The organism is Staphylococcus sp. 231237_7MaSpsaltlick (genome assembly GCF_043107035.1).
In genome coordinates, this window is the sequence record NZ_JBICNX010000342.1 from 1 (window position 1) to 479 (window position 479).

Annotated in this window: 1 pseudogene; it reads right to left on the reverse strand. The window is 37.2% G+C overall.

Annotated elements, in window-relative coordinates:
- Positions 1–479: pseudogene (locus ACF91D_RS31800) on the reverse strand (hypothetical protein); the annotation flags it as partial.

The following is a 479-nucleotide window of genomic DNA, read 5'->3' on the forward strand; positions in this document are numbered from 1 at the left end:
CTGTTATGCCAGGCGATAGATCTACTTTAAATGCGTCCATTACTTTAGTTGCTGCTAATCTGCTTTCTTTAGCCGCTTTATTGGCATATTGTGCAATTCCGTTTCCTAATCCAACCATTGAATACATACCTAAAGATTTAAACTCTCTTGAAGGAGATTTTATACCTAATGCGCTTTTAGCTGCATTTAAAGCTCCTTTAGCCGCGTCCCAGGCCGCTTGCGCTAAATCTTTAGCTTTATCTATAACGCCTTGAATCATACCATCTATCAAATCAACGCCAGCTTGAACAAAATCAGATACAAAACTTCTCACTTTGGATACAGCATTAGATACACCTTGATCAACAGCAGATACTACTCGAATAAATCCACCTACGATTTTCGCTAAAAATCTAGCCATACCATTAGAAGCAAATGATACCATTTGAGTAAATCCACTAACTATTTTTGCTAACCATTGACCTACATAAACATCAATT